Origin of the sequence: Pseudomonas sp. JL3 (genome assembly GCF_031570575.1) — a bacterium.
In the GTDB taxonomy this organism is placed as follows: domain Bacteria; phylum Pseudomonadota; class Gammaproteobacteria; order Pseudomonadales; family Pseudomonadaceae; genus Aquipseudomonas; species Aquipseudomonas cucumis.
Map to the genome: position 1 here is coordinate 276,361 of NZ_JAKWJK010000002.1, position 16,078 is coordinate 292,438.

Here is a 16,078-nt window from a genome sequence, read left to right on the forward strand (position 1 = left end):
CTGGATCAGACACTCGTGACCGGCAGGCTCAAATGCTCACATCTGATGTAAATCAACCGGGATAGGGGGTAACGGGCGCAGTCTGGGAACAGGCCGGCGCTTTGGACCGGCACCGAATCGAGGTGTGTGATGGGTCAATATCAACGTGTGTTGCTGATCGCCGACCGAACCCTGTACCAGTCTCCGGCCTTGCAGCGCGCCGTTGCCCTCGCCAAGGTCAGCGGGGCGGCGCTGGATGTGCGGGCGTTTATAGAGCCGGCACCGATCATCCATTTGTGGGAGGAAAAAACCGATGAGGCGGAGTACCAGCGCTATCTGCGCCGCTATCGCCGCTGGATGGCGGAAGAAATCCAGCGCCTGAGTGGTGAGGGATTGAACGTGAGCGTGGAGGTGGTCTTTACCACTCATCCCTTGCTGGACATCTTGAAGGGCGTAGAAGAGCTCAAGCCCGACCTGCTGATCAAGGACGTCACGCTGGAGCCGCTGCTCAAACGCGTGTTCGTCACCCCTCTGGATTGCCACCTGCTGCGCGAATGCAGGGTGCCGGTGCATCTGGTCAACCGGGCCCGTTGTGCTTTGCCCCGGCGCATTGTGGCTGCGGTGGACCCGTTTGACCCCTCGACGCAAATCAGTGGCCTCAACGACACCATCATTCAATCGGCGAATGCACTGGCCCTGCAATGTGACGCATCGCTGCATCTGCTGTACGCGTATGACTTGTCACCGGCCTTCAATGGCGATGCGGCCCTGGTCAGCGGCGGGTGGAATGTGGATTTCATGGAGGAGCTGCGGCAATCGCTGCACCAGGCATTTGTCGCTCTGGCTGAGCGCTATGGCGTGCCGCCGGAGCGTCGGCATTTCATCATGGGCCTGCCGGCGCCGGTGCTGAGTGAGTTTGTCGAGGAGTACCAGGTCGATGTGGTGGTGATGGGCACCGTGCACCGGGTGGGGTTCGAACGGTTGATCGGCAGCAACACGGAACGGGCGCTTTACTCGGTACCGGGCAGTATTCTGGCGGTCAAACAGCCGGGGTCGCTCGTCAGGGAATGAGCACGATCGCCCCTTTGACCTGACCGGCCCGCAGGCTTGCCAGTGCCTGATTGGCATCGTCCAGGGCGAAACAGGTGACGTCGCTGTGCACGGGCGTATGCCGCAGCTCTGCAAAAAATGCCGTGCCGTCTTCGCGGGTCAGGTTCGCCACCGATCGGATGCTGCGCTCGCCCCACAGCAGTCGATAAGGGAAGCCGGGGATGTCGCTCATGTGGATGCCCGCGCAAATCACACAGCCGCCCTTGACGGTGGCTTCCAGCGCCAACGGCACTAGCGCACCGACGGGGGCGAAGATCAGGCTGGCGTCGAGCGGGTGCGGCGGCGGTTGATCCGAGGGGCCTGCCCATTCGGCGCCCAGGGTTCGGGCATAGGCCTGGCCCTCGCTGTCGCCCGGTCGGGTGAAGGCATACACCTGCTGGCCCCGCCCCCGCGCCACCTGAATCGCCAGATGCGCCGCCGCACCGAAGCCATAAAGACCCAGATGACGAGCCCCTTTGGCCATTTGCAATGCGCGAAAACCGATCAGCCCGGCACACAGCAGCGGTGCAGCTTCCGTGGCCGAGAGCGCGTCCGGAATGGGGAAACAGAAATGAGCGTCGGCAACGGTGTAGTCGGCATAACCGCCATCCAGGTGACAACCGGTGAACCGGGCGCGATCGCAGAGGTTCTCCCGGCCCGAGCGGCAGAATGTGCACTCACCGCACGTCCAGCCGAGCCAGGGAACGCCCACGCGCTTGCCGACCCAGTCGGGCGTAACGTCGGCACCTACCGCCGTCACTTCACCGACGATTTCATGGCCCGGCACCCGCGGCAGCACCGCTTGCGGCAATTCACCATCCACCAGATGCAAATCAGTGCGGCACACGCCACAGGCCAGGACTTTGATTAACAGCTGGTGCGCGTCAGGTATCGGGATAGCACGCTCTTCCCGTTGCAGCGGCTGGCCGGAGGCATGCAAGACCATGGCGCGCATGACGACTCTCCAAATGCCTGTGCACCGTAGGGCGTCAGAGGGGCGACTGCCGGTGACAGCCGACGACCAGTTGCTTGAGCCCGTCCAGATTCAGGACTTTGACGTTACGCCCGGAAATCTCGACCAATTCAAGATCCCGCAGATGGGCGATGCCCCGACAGATGGTTTCCAGGCGCAGGCCCAGATACGAGCCGATCTCTTCACGGCGCATTTTCAACACAAAGTCTCTGGACGAGTATCCGCGAACGCTCAGCCGTTGCGACAGGTTTAGCAGGAAGGCCGCCAGGCGTTCATCGGAGTTCATGTTGCCCATCATCATGAGCATGCTGTGATCACGCACGATCTCCCGGCTCAGGAGCTTGTTCATGTTGTGTTGGAGCGAGGGCAGTTCCTGGGCGAGTTTCTCCAGTTGAGCGTAGTGCAGGGGGCAGACTTCGCTGTCCTCAAGGGCAAAGGCACTGCAGGTGTGCCGATCGTCGCTGATGGCGTCCAGACCGAGCATCTCGCCGGGTATCTGAAAACCGGTGACCTGCTCGCGGCCATCGATCGACAGCATGCTGGTCTTGAATGAACCGATGCGTACCGCATACAGCGAGCGCAACGGATCACCGGCCCGGTACAGGGCGGCGCCTTTTTTAACCTTTACCCGCTGAACAATCAGGGTATCCAGCCGCTCGACCTCCTGGCCGGTCAAGCCAATTGGCAGGCACAGCTCCAGGACACTGCAATTGGAGCATGCGGCTTTCAGATAATGATGTTGGTATGGCCGGGTTTCGGGCATCGCTCGTAGCCCCCTGATAGTGGAGTAAAGAATAGTTCGGATCGCAGTTCCAATCGGACGTTTACGGGGGGAATCGACGAGCGGGAAAGCCTCGTCCCTGGAGCCCCGGTGACGGCCGGCGCAGGACTTGATGTAAATCAAGTCCTGCGCGTTGCAGACACCCAGAATCGACGCATGTCTTGCGGTTTACCCCAGGCCCTGGTGGAGAACGTCATGAGCGATTTTTTGAGTGCCGAGCAACTGGAAGGGCTGGATGCCTACTGGCGGGCATCCAATTATCTGGCGGTCGGGCAGATCTACCTCAAGGACAACCCGCTGATGAAGGCGCCGCTGACGCTGGCGCATGTAAAACCACGGTTGCTGGGGCACTGGGGCACAACGCCGGGGTTGAACCTGATCTATACGCACCTCAACCACCTGATCACGACCCACGACCTGAACATGATCTTTATTGCCGGCCCCGGGCATGGCGGCCCGGCGGTCGTGGCCCAGACCTACATGGAAGGGACGTACACCGAGTTCAACCCGTCGGTGGGGTGCAACACCAACGGTCTGACTCGACTGTTTCGGCAGTTTTCCTGGCCTTACGGCATTTCCAGCCATGTTTCGGCGCAGATACCGGGGTCGATCCATGAAGGCGGCGAGCTAGGCTATAGCCTGGCCCATGCCTACGGTGCCGCGTTCGATAATCCGGACCTGGTGGTCGCGTGTGTCATTGGCGACGGCGAGGCCGAAACCGGGACGTTAGCGGCCAGCTGGCACTCCAACAAGTTCCTCAACCCGGCGCGCGACGGGGCGGTACTGCCGATTCTGCATCTGAACGGGTACAAAATCGCCAACCCGACCGTGCTTTCCAGCATCAGCGAGGAGGAGTTGTCGGCCTTGATGTATGGCTACGGCTACGATCCGTATTTCGTCGAAGGCGATGACCCGGCAGAGGTTCATCAAGCCCTGGCCAGGACGCTGGACACCATGGTGCTGGAGATTCGTGAAATTCAGCGGGTCGCGCGTCAACAGCCGCAAACCCGGTCACTGGGGCGGCCCCTGTGGCCGATGCTGGTATTACGCACGCCCAAGGGCTGGACGGGACCGAAATTCGTCGATGGCCGTCGGGTCGAAGGCACCTGGCGCGCGCATCAAGTCCCCTTGGCCGATTTCCAGCAACCCATGCACTTGCGGCAACTGGAGGAATGGCTCAACAGCTACCGCCCTGACGAACTGTTTGACGCCAATGGCACCTTGCTGCCCGAGATCGCCGCCCTGGCACCGACCGGCCACCGACGAATGAGCGCCAATCCCCATGCCAACGGGGGGCTGCTGTTACGGGCGCTGGAGCTGCCGCGATTCACCGATTATGCGGTGAACACCGAGGTTCCCGGTGGCCTGCGGGCAGAAGCCACACGGGTGCTGGGAACGTTTTTGCGGGACGTGATGAAAGACAATCTGACGTCGAGCAATTTTCGTCTGTTCGGTCCGGACGAAACCGCCTCGAACCGGCTGGACGCGATGTATGAGGTCAGCGCCAAGGCCTGGATGGAGCCCCTGGGTCCCGACGACATCAACCTGGCGGTCGATGGCCGGGTGATGGAGATTCTGAGCGAGCAGGTGTGCGAAGGCTGGCTCGAAGGCTATTTGCTGACGGGCCGGCATGGCTTGTTTTCCTGTTACGAGGCGTTCATCCACATCGTCGACTCGATGTTCAACCAGCATGCCAAATGGCTGAAAACCGCCGCCGAAGTGCCTTGGCGCAAACCCATTGCCTCGCTCAACTATTTGCTCACGTCCCATGTCTGGCGCCAGGACCATAACGGCTTCTCCCACCAGGACCCCGGGTTCATTGATCTGGTGGCGAACAAGACCGCGGATGTGGTCCGGATCTATCTGCCACCCGACGCCAATTGCCTGCTGTCGGTGGCTGACCATTGCCTCAGAAGCCGCAATTACGTCAACGTGATCGTGGCCGGCAAGCAACCGGAGTGGCAATGGCTGAATATCGATGCGGCGATCCGTCATTGCCAGGTCGGTATCGGGCGGTGGGCCTGGGCTTGCCAGGATGATAGCGATCCGGACGTGGTGATGGCCTGTGCCGGCGACGTTCCGACCCTGGAAACCCTGGCCGCGGTCACCTTGCTGCGCGAATACGTGCCGGATTTGCGGGTGAGGGTGGTCAATGTCGTCGACCTGATGGTCCTGCAACCGTCGTACCACCATCCCCATGGTTTGCCGGACATTGCATTCGATGAGCTGTTCACCGTCGACCGGCCCGTGATTTTCGCCTTCCACGGCTATCCCGCGCTGATCCACCGACTGCTGTACAAACGCACCAATCATGAAAACTTCCACGTTCGCGGCTTCAAGGACGAGGGGGCGACCACTACACCGTTCGACATGGCGGTGCTCAATAACCTGGATCGCTATCAGCTGGCGCTGGATGTCATCGAGCGCGTGCCCCGGCTGCACGATCAGCTCCAGACCGCCCGGGCGCGCTACTGGGCGACGATGGAGAAACACAAGCTTTACCTCATTGAACACGGGCAAGACATGCCCGAAGTGATGCAGTGGCAATGGACACCGGCGCCGGATCACCGGGCTTGATGGGTATCACAGTTTCGGTAATGCCGGGGCAGGCTTGAGCGGCAGCAGAGGCGGGAATTCCTCGGGGGTGAGGGTTTCCTTTTCCAGCAACAGGCGGGCCCCCTCATCGAGGTCGGCCCGGCGACTCTGCAGCAATGCCTTGGCCCGTTGGTAGGCTTCATCGAGCAGGGCGCGGATACCCAGGTCGATTTCCCGGGCGGTCTGTTCCGAATAATCCTTCTCGCCCACCGTGGCCATGCGGTCTCCCAGGTACGTTGGGGTTTGCTTCTCCAGCACCGACTGTCCGAGTTCGGCGCTCATGCCGAACCGGGTGATCAACTGGCGGGCGATATCGGTCGCGCGGCCCAGATCGTCGGCGGCACCGGTGGAGATCTGACCGTAGACAAGGTCCTCGGCGGCGCGCCCGGCCATCAGCACGACAATCCGGTCCTTGAGCGTCTGGCAACTGATCAGGAAGTGATCCTCGGTCGGTCGCTGCAAGGTATAGCCCAGCGAGCCGATGGCCCGGGGTACGATCGAGACTTTATGCACCGGGTCCATCGCCGGCAGCGTGCTGGCGGCCAACGCATGCCCCATTTCGTGATAGGCCACCACCCGGCGTTCGTCGGGATCAAGCAGGTTGCTCTTGCGTTCAAGCCCCGCGATAAGGCGTTCTACCGCGGCCGTGAAGTCATTCAGGTTGACGGCATCGGCGCCGCGGCGGGTGGCGACGATGGCCGCTTCGTTCACCAGGTTGGCCAGGTCGGCGCCGGTGAAACCGGTGGTTATTTCGGCGATACGTGCGCCATCGAGCCCTGGCTCCACGGTGATTTTCTTGAGGTGAACCTTGAGAATCGCTTCCCGGCCTCTGCGATCGGGACGGTCGATCAGAATCTGCCGGTCGAAGCGCCCGGCGCGCAACAGCGCCGGATCAAGGACCTCCGGCCGGTTGGTCGCGGCCAGCAATACCACGCCTTCGCGGGGGTCGAAGCCGTCCAGTTCGGCCAGTAGCTGGTTGAGGGTCTGTTCTTTTTCGTCATTGCCGCCTAACACGCCGACGCCGCGCATCTTGCCCAGCGCATCGAGCTCATCGATGAAGATGATGCAGGGCGACGCCTGGCGTGCCTGTTCGAACAGGTCGCGTACCCGGGCCGCACCGACCCCGACGAACATTTCGACAAATTCGGACCCCGAAATCGAGAAAAACGGCACACCGGCTTCTCCGGCGATGGCTTTCGCCACCAGGGTCTTGCCGGTGCCCGGCGGGCCCACCAGCAAGGTGCCCTTGGGAATGTGCGCGCCCAGGCGTGCGTATCGGGCCTTGTCCTTGAGGAACGAGACGATTTCCACCAGTTCGGCCTTGGCTTCGTCGATGCCCGCGACATCGGCGAAGGTCACCCCGGTATCGCGTTCGACAAACACTTTGGCCCGGGATTTGCCGACATTCATCAGCCCGCCAAGGCCCTGTTTATCCGCCATCCCGCGAAACAGAAAATGCCAGAACACCATGATCAGCATGAACGGCAACAACCAGCCCAGCAGGCTGTTCATAAAGGTATTTTCGGTGGTTCCGGTAAAACCGACGCCCGATTGGGAGAGTTCGGTCGCCAGTGCCGGATCGACCCGCACCGTGGAAAACCGCTCGCGTCCGTCGATGGGCTCTTGCAACTTGCCGCTGATCTGGTCCTTCTCGACCCGCAAATCACTGACTTTTTGCTCGTTCAACAGTTGCAGGAATTGGCTGTACGGCAGGGGCTGCACCGCCTGGCGCTCGCCAAAGAATATCTGCATGAGGCTGATTACGATAAAAGCAATCGCGAAGTAGGACAGGTTCCACTGGTCGTTCTTTTTCATGGCCTTGGCTCTGAGTGGGAACGCATATCGGTAAGCCCGCGGCCAACCCATTTAATAAAGATAGCCTGCTTCAGCTTCTCCCTCGCGCAGGGCGCCGGATGATGTGCACAGATCACCTCGCCTCGTGTCGGTCATTCAGGAAACGGTGGCTGGGCAGGCGATTCCTTTTCCGGAATATCCGTCATGGTCGCCTCGGTGAGCAGCAGGATACTGGCGACCGACACGGCATTTTCCAGGGCAATGCGCACCACCTTGGTCGGGTCGATGATGCCGGCTTCGTACATGTCCACATAACTATTGGCTGCCGCATCGAAGCCCACGTTGCCCGATTCGGCGAGCATGCGGGCTATGACCACGCCGGCATCCACCGCCGAGTTTTCAGCGATGAACCGGGCCGGTGCTTCCAAGGCCCTGCGCAGAATCTGCAGGCCGGTTTTGACATCGCCCTCATGGTTGGTTTCTTCGGCTGCAATCATCGGCACGGCTTTGAGCAGGGCCAGACCGCCCCCTGGAACAATGCCTTCGGCGATCGCCGCCCGGGTCGCGGAAATCGCATCGTCCAGTGCATCCTTGCGCGCTTTCATTTCAGATTCGGAAGGCGCGCCGACGCGGATCACCGCCACGCCGCCAGACAGCCTGGCCAGGCGTTCCTGAAGTTTTTCCCGGTCGTAATCGCTGGTGGTGTTGTCCATTTGCACGCGGATCTGTTGCAGGCGCGCCTCGATAGCTTCGCGTTTACCCGCGCCGCCAATCAGCGCCGTGCTGTCTTTCTGCACCACGACTCGATGAGCCCGCCCCAACTGGCTCAATTCCACCTGTTCGAGGTTGATCCCCAGCTCATTGGAGATCACGGTTGCGCCGGTCAGTACGGCAATGTCCTGAAGCATTTCCTTGCGTCGATCACCGAAGCCCGGCGCCTTGATTGCCACCGCGCGCAATACCCCCCGAATCTGGTTCACCACCAAAGTGGTCAACGCTTCACCCTCTATGTCGTCGGCGATCAGGACCAGTGGTTGGCCACTTTTGGCAATCAGTTCCAGTAATGGCAGCAGGTCTTTGAGCACGCCGATCTTATGGTCACAGAGCAGCAGGTAGGCATCGTCGAGTTCGGCCTGCATCTTCTCGGTATCGGTCACGAAGTAGGGCGAGACATAACCACGGTCCAGGCGCATCCCTTCCATGACCTCGACCACTGTTTCGGTGGTCTTGGACTCTTCGACACTGACAACACCTTCAATGCCGACCTTTTCCAGAGCGTCGGCAACCAGTTGACCGATGACCGCGTCGTTATGGGCCGAAAGCGTGGCGACCTGGGCCTTTTCCTTGGGTGTGCTGACCGGGCGCGATTGCGCCAGCAGCGATTGCATGACCAGAGAAAGCCCCCGGTCCATGCCGCGCTTGAGGTCTATCGCACTGGCACCGGCGACGACGTTGCGGATGCCGTCAGCCAGGATTGCATGGGCCAGCACCGTCGATGTGCTGGTCCCGTCCCCGACGGCCTCGCCGGTGCGTTCCGCCGCCTGACGCAGCATTTGCGCACCCAGATTCTCCTCGGGGTCCAGCAGGTTGATCCGTTTGGCAATCGTCACGCCGTCATTGCAGACCGTCGGATTGCCCCATTTACTCTGAATCAACACCGATTTCGATTTCGGTCCCAGGGTCACCCGGACAGCGTCCGCCAGTTGTGTGGCTCCACTCAGGATTTTCTCGCGAGCGGCAGCACGAAACAGGATTTTTGTGTGGGCCATCAGGTTGCTCTCCTGAAGAGTTCTGCATCTTTTCAGCTTCTATGAAATGGCATGTGCAGCGTTGATTTTTATCAACAAAGCCACAGTACGTACCGTTCGGATGATCGACCGTCGGTTGTTGGCCCGAATTGACAAATATCAACCTGCGCCACAGCAAACCGGGCCCAAATGAACTCTTCGAATCCACGGTGTTTTCAGTGGAGCTGACTGGGAGGGGGGCGAATTGAAAACACGGTTTCGCGTGGGATTTTTAGCCAACTCATTTGCGAGGAAAGACCATGGACAAGTTTCAGCAGAGTCAGAAAAACCAACTGTTCAAAACACCGGCCCGTGATCCTTATTGCTTGCCGAAAATCGAAGGCTCTGCCGTCTGCCCGCAGTGTGGGGCCGCCTACCAGGCCGGTAACTGGACCTGGAAAGTTCCTGAGAACACGGTGGTTCATGATGCGCAAACGGTGACCTGCCCAGCCTGCCAACGTACCAATGACAATCATCCGGCGGGTACGCTCACGCTATCGGGCAGCTTCTTGTCCGCGCATCGAAACGAAATCATCAACCTGATCGAAAACACCGAGAAAAAGGAAAAAGCCGAGCATGCCCTGGAGCGCATCATCAGCCTGACCGATTCCGAGGGCGCGCTGGTTGTGACCACCACAGGCATCCATCTCGCGAACCGCCTGGGCCATGCACTGAAAGCGGCCTTCAAAGGCCACGCCGATTATCAGTACAGCGATGACGAGTTTGGGGTGAGCATCGATTGGACGCGTGACGAGTAGAACCGGGCGAGGGGTGTACTCGACGCTGCAAACCTGAAGAAATGACAGGAGGTCAGGATCGAGGAGTACGACCATGATCGTCAATGATTCAACGACACAATCTGCCGCCTGTTCTGAATCAATCAATCGTTGTGCGGCGCTCTTTTCCGAAGCCGACCGACTGAGCAAACAAGCCTATGCGTTGTTGAGCGAGCCTGTTTCGACTCAGTCGATAGAACGATTTTCTGCAGCGAAAAAACTGGCGGATGACAAATACCGTCAAGCCCGGCGGGAATGGTTGAAAACCATGAACAAGAGCGAGCCATGATGCAAGGCTGCGGCAAGTAGCCCGGCGAAGGTATTTGATTTATATCAACGCCAGTGTCAGTGCAACGGAGGAGTCTGGGTTGACGCTGGTGCCTGATCCAGCGAGGGCGCAACGACCGCGCCCTCGCAACAGGCCATGGCGTGTTGAAGCCCACCTGCCTGGAGTCAGATCATGAGCCAGTATCAACGGTTGTTATTGATCATCAACCCGGCCCTGCGCCACTCTCCCGCAATACAACATGCGGCGGCCCTGGCCAAGGCCAGCGGGGCACGCTTGCATATCGCTGCCTTGATAAAGTCGTTGGACATTCTGTCGCTGCTTGAAGAGGGCGTGCGGGAAACGGCGCGGGAGACCTACCTGCAAGACCATCGCGACTGGTTGGCGTATCAGGCAAAAAATATCCGTGGTCGGGGGATCGAAGTGACGGCGGAGGTGGCCTGGGCAGATGACTTGCAGCAGGACATTCTGGATCACGTTACGGAAATGCAGCCCGACCTGTTGATCAAGGAAGTTCAGCATGAATCGGCGCTCAAGCGCGCGTTCTTCACCCCGCTGGATTGGCACTTGCTGCGCCACTGTCCGGTGCCGGTCTATCTGATAGGCGGCAGTGGTCACACCTTGCCGCACAAGATCGTGGCCGCGGTCGATGCTTCGGGTACCGATGCCGACAAAGAGCTCAATGACCGGATCGTCCAGCAGGCCAATGGCCTCGCGCTGCAGTGCAATGCCGAGTTGCACCTGCTGTACGCCTGCGACACCACAGACTATCTGGGCGATATGGGCGGCGGCGGCCTGACGCTGTCGGAGCTGACCAAACAGTTGCGCAAAGAACTGGAAAAATCGTTCCTTTCCCTGGCCGGTCGGTACGGCGTGGCCTCTGACCGTCGGCATTTCATTCTCGGGCACCCGGTGTCGGCGCTGAGTGAGTTTGCCAACGAACATCAGGTGGACGTGATCGTGATGGGCAGAGTCCAGTCCCATGGCTTGAACAAACTGGTGGGCAGCACGACCGAACATATTCTGTATCAGGTGCCCTGCAGCGTCCTGGCGGTCTAGGGACGGCCCCGTTCACGGTTGATCACAACCCTGGGTGACAGGTTGTGATGAACAGCCGTTGAGGTGAAGCCCATGCATTTGCCGATGATCAAAAAGAAACTCACCGGTTTGCCGACAAAGCCCAATTGGCTGGACAGCGAGCAAGCCCGCGCAGCCTTTTCCTGGCAGGTGGAGGCGCTCGAATTGGCCGGGTTGCCAGGGGGCGGCATGAACCTCGCCTATGAGGCGGTGGATCGGCATGCGATGGGAGGGGCGCGTGAACATACGGCGTTGCGCATTCTCGATCGCCAGGGTGGGCACCGCGACATCAGTTACGGGCAACTGAGCACGCTGACCAACCGATTTGCCAATGCGCTGAAAACATTGGGCGTGGCCCCCGGCGAACGCTTGTTTGTGCTCTGTGGCCAAGGGCTGGAACTGTATCTGGGCGTGCTCGGTGGCTTGAAGCTCGGGTGCGTGGTTTCGCCGTTATTCTGCGCGTTCGGCCCCGAGCCCATCGAAACCCGGATGCGTCTTGGCGAAGGCAGTGTGCTGCTGACCAGCGAATCCCTTTATCGACGCAAGATCGCGGCTATTCGTCAGCATTTGCCGGCACTCAAGCATGTGCTGCTGTATGACGCCGAGGGTGGGAATACGAACGCCGTGGAGGGCACCCTCAGCGTGCATCGATTGCTGGCCGAAGCCGCTGACGATTTCGACATCGCCCGGACCACGGTCGACAGTCCCGCGCTTTTACACTTCACCAGCGGCACGACCGGCACCCCCAAAGGTGTATTGCATGTGCATGGCGCCGCACTGACGCACCGGGTCACCGCTAAATACGCGCTGGATTTGCACCCCGAAGATATTTATTGGTGCACTGCCGATCCAGGTTGGGTCACAGGGACTTCATACGGGATCTTCGCGCCGCTGCTGCTGGGCGTCACCAGCGTGGTCGAGGGCAACGAATTCGATGCCGAACGCTGGTACCGGATTCTCGAAAAACAACAGGTAACGGTCTGGTACACCGCACCGACGGCCATTCGCCTGCTGATGAAAGCCGGAGATACGTTGGCGCGCAGCCATCGCTTTCCCTGTCTGCGGTTTATTGCCAGTGTCGGAGAACCGCTCAACCCCGAGGCGGTCTGGTGGGGTAAAGAGGTGTTGGGGCTGCCGATCCACGACAACTGGTGGCAGACCGAAACCGGCGGAATCATGATTGCCAACACGGTCTCGATGGCGATTAAACCGGGCTCCATGGGCAAACCCTTGCCCGGTGTCGAGGCGGCCATTGTCGAGCGCAAGGCGGACGGTTCGCTGGTGTTTCTTGAGGAAAATGAAGTCGGTGAACTGGCTCTGAAACGGCCATGGCCCGCCATGTTCCGTACTTATCTGGGGCAGGAGGAGCGTTATCGACAGAGCTTTGTCGGTGAGTGGTACCTCAGTGGCGATCTGGTGCGTCGCGATGCCGACGGTTATTTCTGGTTCGTAAGTCGCGGCGACGATGTCATCAAGTCGGCCGGGCACTTGATCGGCCCGTTCGAAGTTGAAAGCTCGCTCATGGAACATCCGGCAGTGGCCGAGGCCGCCGTGATTGGCAAGCCCGATCCTCTGCTGGGTGAAACCGTGAAGGCGTTTGTTTCGCTCAAGAGCGGATTCACCGCCAGCCCGGCGCTGCACGATGAATTGCTGGGCCATGGACGCAAGCGTCTCGGTGCCGTGGTCGCGCCAAAGGAACTGGCGTTCATGCAGGCACTGCCGCACACCCGTAGCGGAAAACTCATGCGACGTCTGCTCAAGGCCCGGGAGCTGGGTTTGCCTGAAGGTGATACTTCCAGCCTGGAGAATCCGTCATGAGCCTGCAATCGTTGCCCAAGGACTTTGCTCTCGACTTGCTGCGGGACATGGTGCGCATCCGTCGCCTTGAGGAGCGTGCCGGCGAGCTGTATGGAGAGAGCAAGATCCGTGGCTTCCTGCACCTGTACATCGGTGAAGAAGCGGTCGCCGTCGGTGTTCTGCATGCACTGGCAGCCGACGATGCAGTGGTCGCAACGTATCGCGAACATGGCCATGCCCTGATCAAGGGAGTGCCCATGAACACCATCATGGCCGAGATGTACGGGCGCCAGGAAGGCTGCTCGCGAGGGCGTGGCGGTTCAATGCACCTGTTCGATGCCGGCACACGTTTCTTCGGCGGCAATGCCATCGTCGCCGGTGGCTTGCCACTTACTGTCGGCCTGGCGCTGGCCGAGCGTATGCAGGGTGGATCGCGGCTCTCCGCGTGCTTTTTTGGTGAAGGTGCCATGGCCGAGGGAGCATTTCACGAGTCGATCAACCTGGCCGCCTTGTGGCAGTTGCCGATGCTGTTTTGCTGCGAGAACAACCTCTATGCCATGGGCACGGCCCTGGAGCGTTCGCAGTCGCAAACCGACCTGTGTGCCAAAGCCTCGGCGTACAAGGTCCAGACCCGGTCTGTCGACGGCATGGATGTGGTCGCGGTGTATGAAGCCACTCGTGAGGCGGTTGAACATATCCGGCAAGGGCGCGGGCCTTTTTTCCTGGAGTTTCGTACCTATCGGTTTCGCGCCCACTCGATGTTCGATCCGCAGCTGTATCGCGACAAGGCTGAGGTAGAGCAGTGGAAGACCCGCGGACCGATTCACACCTACAGTGCCCGGCTCAAGGCCCAAGGCCTTTTGGACGAACCCGGTTTTCTGGCGGTCCTGGCCCAGGTGGACGCCGAAGTGGAGGCCGCCGTCGCTTATGCCGAAAGCGGCAGCCTGGAACCGTTGGAGGATCTGTCTCGCGACGTCTACACCCCGAGGGCCGCGCCATGAGCACTCGCATGACCTACCGCGACGCGCTGCGCGAGGCACTGCGTGAAGCGTTGCAACGGGACCCTCGGGTATTTCTGATGGGCGAAGACGTCGGCCGTTACGGTGGCAGCTACGCCGTCTCTCTGGGGCTGCTTGAAGCATTCGGCCCCGAGCGCATTCGAGACGCGCCATTGTCCGAATTGGGCTTCGTGGGGGCCGGTATCGGCGCGGCGCTGGGGGGCATGCGGCCGATCGTAGAAATCATGACGGTGAATTTCAGCCTGCTCGCCCTCGATCCTCTGATGAACACGGCTGCTGCCCTGCGGCATATGTCCGGGGGCCAATTCTCGGTTCCCCTGGTGGTGCGCATGGCGACGGGCGCGGGACGTCAGCTCGCGGCGCAACACTCCCACAGCCTCGAAGGCTGGTATGCGCATATCCCCGGGCTGAAAATTCTCGCCCCGGCGACCGTCGAGGATGCACGCGGCATGCTCTGGCCTGCGCTGCTGGATCCGGACCCGGTGCTGATTTTCGAACACGCCCAGCTCTACAACATGGAAGCTGATACCGGCGACTGGAAGACTCTGGACATCAGTTCCGCCAAGGTTCGCCGAGTTGGCAACGACCTGACCCTGATTGCGTACGGCGGCACACTCGGCAAGGCCCTGACAGCGGCGGAGCAACTGGCCGGGGAGGGCATTGATTGCGAGGTGATCGACCTGCGGGTTCTGCGCCCTCTGGATGACCAGACAATCATGGCCTCGGTGTGTAAAACACGCCGCGCCCTTGTCGTCGATGAAGGCTGGCGCAGCGGCAGTCTGGCCGCCGAGATCATCACGCGGATTATCGAACAGAGCTTTTTCGAGCTGGATGCTCCGCCATCACGCGTGTGCAGCGCCGAGGTGCCGATACCTTACCCGCGGCATCTCGAAGAGGCTGCGTTGCCACAGGTGTCGACGATCGTCGCGGCCGCGCATGAGCTGTGCCAGGGCACGTCCGCGTGATGGCATCGACGTGTCGAACCCAAGGCCGGGAGGGTCAACCATGATCGAATTCAAATTGCCGTCTCTGGGGGCCGATATGGATGAAGGCACGTTGCTGGAATGGAAAATCCACCCGGGCGATGCGCTCAAGCCTGGTCAGGTGATTGCCGTGGTCGATACGGCCAAGGCCGCCATCGACGTAGAGTGCTGGCACGACGGCACGGTCCTGCAACTGCTGATCGACGTCGGCGCCAAGGTACCCGTGGGTACACCCATCGCGCTGTTGCTGGAGCCCGGTGAAAGTGCGCAGACCGCGCGACGGATGCCGACCCCACCGGTGCTGACCGCAGAAGAAAACCTCTCCGATAGACGCCCGAGGATTTCTCCGGCTGCACGCAAGCGCGCTGCCGAGTTGGGGCTCAGCGCCAGTCAATTGCAAGGCCATGGCCCCCACGGTGTGGTTACTCTGGAAGATGTCGAGGCTGCCGCCCGTGTGGCCCCGGAGCCTGACCATAACCAGGCCATGCGGCACACGATCGCAGCGGCCATGAGCCGTTCGAAGCGCGAGATTCCCCATTATTACCTCAGTGAAACCATCGCCTTGGGTAAGGCCATGGCCTGGTTGCAGGCACACAATGCAAAAAGCCCCTTACAGGAGCGCCTGTTGCCCAGTGCGTTGCTGCTCAAAGCGGTGGCGTTGGCCCTGCGCGACTATCCGCAGCTCAACGGTTCCTGGCAGAACAATGCCTTTGAACCTGCGCTCGATACCGACCTTGGGGTGGCAATCACCCTGCGCCAGGGGGGGCTGGTCGCCCCGGTGCTGCGTCATGTGGCGGACACAGCCTTGACCGATTTGATGAGTGGACTGGCCAGCCTGGTGGAGCGCGCCCGCAGCGGTTCTCTGCGCAGCTCCGAGCTTGGTGGCGCGGGCATAACGGTCACCCAACTCGGCGATCAGGGCGTAGACAGCGTACTGGGTGTGATCTATCCGCCGCAGGTCGCCCTGGTCGGCTTCGGTCGTATCTGCGAGCGCCCCTGGGTGAACGAAGGCCAGTTGTGCGTCATGCCCACCGTTGTCAGCAGCTTGTCTGCCGATCATCGGGTCAGCGATGGTCACTATGGCGCTCGCTTTCTGGGGGAAGTCCGTCGCTTGTTACAAACGCCAGAGAACCTTTGAGGTG

At 60.7% G+C, this 16,078-nt stretch carries 13 protein-coding genes; 9 read left to right on the forward strand and 4 right to left on the reverse strand.

Annotation, left to right across the window (positions count from 1 at the left end; translation table 11 throughout):
• Positions 1-129 precede the first annotated feature (129 nt).
• A complete protein-coding gene (locus tag MMG91_RS04550; protein WP_310658871.1) occupies positions 130-1,050 on the forward strand; it encodes a universal stress protein in 921 nt (306 codons plus the stop codon).
• Here the strand turns inward: MMG91_RS04550 and MMG91_RS04555 are convergent.
• Positions 1,040-2,023 (reverse strand): zinc-dependent alcohol dehydrogenase family protein, encoded by a 984-nt coding sequence (locus tag MMG91_RS04555; RefSeq protein WP_305502432.1) that lies wholly within the window; start codon positions 2,021-2,023, stop codon positions 1,040-1,042. The two genes, MMG91_RS04550 and MMG91_RS04555, sit on opposite strands and share 11 nt — an antisense overlap.
• A 34-nt stretch (positions 2,024-2,057) precedes the next feature.
• Complete coding sequence (gene fnr / locus MMG91_RS04560; RefSeq protein ID WP_310658872.1) at positions 2,058-2,804, reverse strand: fumarate/nitrate reduction transcriptional regulator Fnr; 747 nt, start codon at positions 2,802-2,804, stop codon at positions 2,058-2,060.
• A 213-nt stretch (positions 2,805-3,017) separates the two neighbouring features.
• On the opposite strand from fnr, the gene MMG91_RS04565 reads away from it, so the two are divergent.
• Complete coding sequence (locus tag MMG91_RS04565; RefSeq protein WP_310658873.1) at positions 3,018-5,399, forward strand: phosphoketolase family protein; 2,382 nt, start codon at positions 3,018-3,020, stop codon at positions 5,397-5,399.
• A gap of 6 nt (positions 5,400-5,405) precedes the next feature.
• Here the strand turns inward: MMG91_RS04565 and ftsH are convergent, their stop codons facing one another.
• The gene (gene ftsH, locus MMG91_RS04570; RefSeq protein WP_310658874.1) at positions 5,406-7,232 is read right to left on the reverse strand and encodes an ATP-dependent zinc metalloprotease FtsH; all 1,827 of its coding nucleotides are present in this window, start codon (positions 7,230-7,232) and stop codon (positions 5,406-5,408) included.
• A 131-nt stretch (positions 7,233-7,363) separates the two neighbouring features.
• Positions 7,364-8,980 (reverse strand): chaperonin GroEL, encoded by a 1,617-nt coding sequence (gene groL / locus MMG91_RS04575; RefSeq protein ID WP_310658875.1) that lies wholly within the window; start codon positions 8,978-8,980, stop codon positions 7,364-7,366.
• A 278-nt stretch (positions 8,981-9,258) separates the two neighbouring features.
• On the opposite strand from groL, the gene MMG91_RS04580 reads away from it, so the two are divergent.
• From MMG91_RS04580 to MMG91_RS04610, 7 genes are all read left to right on the forward strand, one after another.
• Positions 9,259-9,756, forward strand: coding sequence for a BCAM0308 family protein (locus MMG91_RS04580; RefSeq protein WP_105347051.1), 498 nt, complete (start codon positions 9,259-9,261; stop codon positions 9,754-9,756).
• Between the two features lie 73 nt (positions 9,757-9,829).
• A complete protein-coding gene (locus MMG91_RS04585; protein WP_310658876.1) occupies positions 9,830-10,063 on the forward strand; it encodes a hypothetical protein in 234 nt (77 codons plus the stop codon).
• 171 nt (positions 10,064-10,234) lie between these two features.
• Positions 10,235-11,119: a universal stress protein gene (locus tag MMG91_RS04590; protein ID WP_310658877.1), complete on the forward strand. Its 885-nt coding sequence runs from the start codon at positions 10,235-10,237 to the stop codon at positions 11,117-11,119.
• A 72-nt stretch (positions 11,120-11,191) separates the two neighbouring features.
• Positions 11,192-12,955: an acetate--CoA ligase gene (gene acsA / locus MMG91_RS04595; RefSeq protein ID WP_310658878.1), complete on the forward strand. Its 1,764-nt coding sequence runs from the start codon at positions 11,192-11,194 to the stop codon at positions 12,953-12,955.
• Complete coding sequence (gene pdhA / locus MMG91_RS04600; protein WP_310658879.1) at positions 12,952-13,935, forward strand: pyruvate dehydrogenase (acetyl-transferring) E1 component subunit alpha; 984 nt, start codon at positions 12,952-12,954, stop codon at positions 13,933-13,935. Before acsA ends, pdhA begins: the two co-directional genes overlap by 4 nt.
• Entirely contained in the window at positions 13,932-14,918 is a 987-nt protein-coding gene (locus tag MMG91_RS04605) for an alpha-ketoacid dehydrogenase subunit beta (RefSeq protein WP_310658880.1), read from the forward strand. The genes pdhA and MMG91_RS04605 overlap by 4 nt, the downstream gene beginning before the upstream one ends.
• A 40-nt stretch (positions 14,919-14,958) precedes the next feature.
• A complete protein-coding gene (locus MMG91_RS04610; RefSeq protein WP_305502421.1) occupies positions 14,959-16,074 on the forward strand; it encodes a dihydrolipoamide acetyltransferase family protein in 1,116 nt (371 codons plus the stop codon).
• The last annotated feature ends 4 nt before the right edge of the window (positions 16,075-16,078 follow it).